Source organism: bacterium, assembly GCA_016873475.1.
In the GTDB taxonomy this organism is placed as follows: Bacteria; Krumholzibacteriota; Krumholzibacteriia; order JACNKJ01; family JACNKJ01; genus VGXI01.
Window position 1 is genome coordinate 1 of the sequence record VGXI01000269.1, and the last position, 3,630, is coordinate 3,630.

A 3,630-nucleotide genomic window follows, 5' to 3' on the forward strand; every position below is an offset into this window, starting at 1 on the left:
CCCCCGCACCATCGTGCACGGCGTCAACGATGGCGAGCTTCGCGCCGAGGACCGGATCGTCTCCTGCGCGAGCACGACGACCCACGCGCTCGCCCTCATGCTCAAGGTGCTCGACGAGGCGGTCGGCGTGCGCCGCGCGATGATGACCACCGTCCACGCCTACTCGAGCGACCAGAAGCTCTCCGACACGATCACGCCCAACCTGCGGCGCAGCCGCAGCGCGGCCCAGAACCTCATCCCGAACTGGACCTGGTCGCCGAGCGTCGTCGAGACGATGATGCCCCACCTCAAGGGCAAGATCGACGGCATCGCCGTGAACGTGCCGGTGCCCAACGGCTCCAACCTGGACCTCAGCCTGCAGCTCGGCCAGGCCCTGGACAAGGAGGCCGTCAACGCGGTCGTCAAGCAGGCGACCGCCGGACCGCTCGGCCGCTATCTCGAGTACAGCGACGAGCCGATCGTCTCCAGCGACGTGATCGGCAACGCGCACTCGGCCGTTTTCGACTCGCTCGCCACGATCGCCCTCGGCGGCGGGCTGGTCAAGACGATCACCTGGTACGACAACGGCTGGGGCTACGCGGCGCGCATCCTGGACACGGTGTCCACCCTCGGCGCCTTCACGGTTGAGGAGGTGCAGCGATGAGAATCGGCATCAACGGCTTCGGCCGCATCGGACGCAGCGTCTTTCGGATCCTCGACCCCCTGCCGGGCGTGGAAGTGGTGGCGATCAACGACATCACCGACAACGACGCCCTCGCCTACCTGCTCAAGCACGACACGGTGATGGGCCCCTTCCGGGGCGCGATTCGCGTGGAAGGCGACCTCATGCGCACCGATCACCAGACCGTGAAGATGACCGAGGTCCCCAACCCGGCCGACCTGCCCTGGGGCGAGCTGGGCGTGGACTTCGTCATCGAGTCGACGGGCCGCTTCCGCAAGCGCGCCGAGATCGAGCAGCATCTGGCGGCGGGCGCGAAGAAGGTCATCCTCACGGTACCCAGCAAGGACGAGATCGACTGCACGGTCGTGCTCGGCGTCAACGAGGCGGACCTGAAGAAGGAGCACCGCATCGTCTCCAACGCGAGCTGCACGACGAACTGCCTGGCGCCAGTGGCCAAGGTGCTGCACGAGAACTTCGGCATCGTCAGCGGCGTGATGACCACCGTGCACGCCTACACCAACGACCAGCGCCTGGCCGACGTCCCGCACAGCGACTGGCGGCGCAGCCGCGCGGCGGCGGAGAACATCATCCCCACCACCACCGGCGCCGCGAAGGCGGTCGGCAAGGTGCTGCCCGCGCTCGCGGGCAAGCTCGACGGGCTCGCGATGCGCGTGCCCATCCCCGACGGCTCGATCGTGGATCTCGTCACCGAGCTGAAGGAGAAGGTCACGGCGCAGGAGATCAACGCGGCGATGCGCGCGGCGGCCAAGAGCGAGGGCTTCCGCAACATCCTCAAGTACTCGGAGGCGCCGATCGTCTCCTCGGACATCGTGGGCGACCCCCACTCGTCGATTTTCGACGCGCCCTTCACGCTGGTCGTCGACGGCCACTTCGCCAAGACGATGGCCTGGTACGACAACGAGTGGGGCTACTCGAATCGCGTCGTGGACCTGCTCGGCCTGCTCGATCGCTTGGGTTAGGCCGGCGCGGCGGCGCGGCGGCGCTCACTGTCGCCGCGCCGCAGGAGGCCAGCCATGCATTTGCCCTCGCTGCAGTTCGTGCTCGGCGCCGCCGCCGGAGCAGCGCGCCGTTTCCCCCTCGTTCTGAGCGCAGCCCTGGTCGCCGCGGCGGCCGCCGTCCTGCTGATCGGCCCGCAGGAAGGCGACTCGGCCCTCGGCCGGCTGCTGATGACCGGGGCGCTCGGCATCCCCTTCCTGCTCGCCCTCGCCCTCGTCGCCGAGCGCTGGCCGCGGTCGCGGGGTCTGCTGCTCCAGGGCCTCGGCGCGGCGGCGCTCGTCGCCTACGGGCTCACACTGCCCGCGCGGACCGAGGGTGCGCCGATGATCCGCTTCCTGCTCTTCGCGATCGCCGCCCACCTGGCCGTGGTCTCGCTGCCGCTCCTGCGCCTGCCGGGCGAGAACGCCTTCTGGCAGTTCGGCAAGGCTCTCTTCCTGCGCCTGCTGGCCGGGCTCGTCTTCTCGGCGGTGCTGATGCTCGGCCTCAGCATCGCCCTGCTGGCCCTGAACAAGCTCTTCGGCGTCCCCATGCCGGAGACGGTCTACCCGCGGCTCTTCATGCTGATCATCTTCGTCTTCAACACCTGGTACTTCCTGGTCGGGGTGCCGCGCGCGCCGGCGGCGCTCGAAGCGCTGGCCGACTATCCGCCCGTGCTGCGCCTCTTCGCGCAGTACATCCTGGCGCCGCTGGTCGGCATCTACCTGGCGCTGCTCACGGCCTACCTCGCCAAGGTGCTGCTCACGACGCAGTGGCCGAGCGGCTGGATCGGCTGGCTGGTCTCGAGCGTTGGCGCGGCCGGCCTCGCCTCGCTGGCCCTGCTGCAGCCGCTCGCGCTCGCAGGCAAGCAGCGCTGGGTGTCGGTCTACGCGCGGGTCTACTTCATCCTGCTCCTGCCGGCCGTGGCGATGCTCCTCCTCTCGGCCGGCAAGCGGGTCGGCCAGTACGGCCTCACCGAGCCGCGCTACATCCTCATCGTGCTCGGGCTCTGGCTCGGCGTGACGGCGGCGTTCGGCGCCCTCGGCCGCTTGCGCAGCCTGCGGCCGCTGCCGTTCTCGCTGGGCCTCATCGCCCTCGCCGTCAGCGCCGGCCCCTGGGGCGCCTTCAGCCTGAGCCGCGCGAGTCAGCTCGGCCGCCTCGAGCAGCTCCTGACGGCCGGTGGCATGCTCGCGGAGTCTCGCCTGGCGCCCGCCCCCGCCGCCGTCGCCCCCGAGACGCAGCGCGAACTCAGCGCGATCCTCTACTATCTCTTCGACCGCCACGGCGCGGCCGTGCTCGACCGCTACGCGAGCCCGGAGCTGCGCTCACAGATCGCCGCCGAACTGGCGGCCGGCCAGCCGAACCGCGTGGACGGCGGCACGCTCAGTCGCGTCGTGATGGCGCACCTGGGTCTGGAGTTCGACGAGGGTTGGCGCCAGACGGGCGGCGACTTTCGCTTCTTCCAGCGCCGGCGGGGCGACGAGGCGCTCGCCCTCGGCGAGGGCGCCTGGCACGTCCGCCTGAGCCTGGTCGGGGACCCGCAGCAGGCTGGCTTCAGCGCCGCCGGCAGCGCCTGGACGCTCGCGCCGGCGGAGGGACGGCTCGCGCTCAGTCGTGAGGGCGCCGCAGTCCTCGCATTCGATCTCGCCGCGCTCCAGGGCGCGCTGCGCGGCCTCAGCCACCCGGAGGCGGTGCCCGCGGCCGACCTCAGCCTGCAGGCCGTCGGCGGTGGCTGGCGCGCCTGGCTGCTCGTCGAACAAATCGCCTGGCAGGAGGGCAAGCCCGGCCTCACCCAGTTCGATGCCGAACTGCTCCTCGTTCCCAGCGGCGAGGCCGCGCCCCCCGGCGTGCCCGGCCCAGCCCAGGAGGCCCCATGAAGATCGCCCCCTGCCCCAACTGCGGCGGCAACCACCTCTACCAGAGCAAGCCGGTGAGCGCCGGCGGCGGGCACGCGCCCGACTACCTGCCCGGCCCCC

The 3,630-nt window shown here is 71.0% G+C and carries 3 protein-coding genes; all 3 read left to right on the forward strand.

What is annotated here, in order from left to right; genetic code table 11:
• The coding region (locus FJ251_14460) for a hypothetical protein (protein MBM4118907.1) at nucleotides 1-643 on the forward strand (643 nt) is incomplete at its 5' end.
• Entirely contained in the window at nucleotides 640-1,641 is a 1,002-nt protein-coding gene (gap, locus tag FJ251_14465; protein ID MBM4118908.1) for a type I glyceraldehyde-3-phosphate dehydrogenase, read from the forward strand. The genes FJ251_14460 and gap, both read left to right, overlap by 4 nt.
• Before the next feature lie 54 nt (nucleotides 1,642-1,695).
• Nucleotides 1,696-3,531: a DUF4153 domain-containing protein gene (locus FJ251_14470; protein MBM4118909.1), complete on the forward strand. Its 1,836-nt coding sequence runs from the start codon at nucleotides 1,696-1,698 to the stop codon at nucleotides 3,529-3,531.
• The last annotated feature ends 99 nt before the right edge of the window (nucleotides 3,532-3,630 follow it).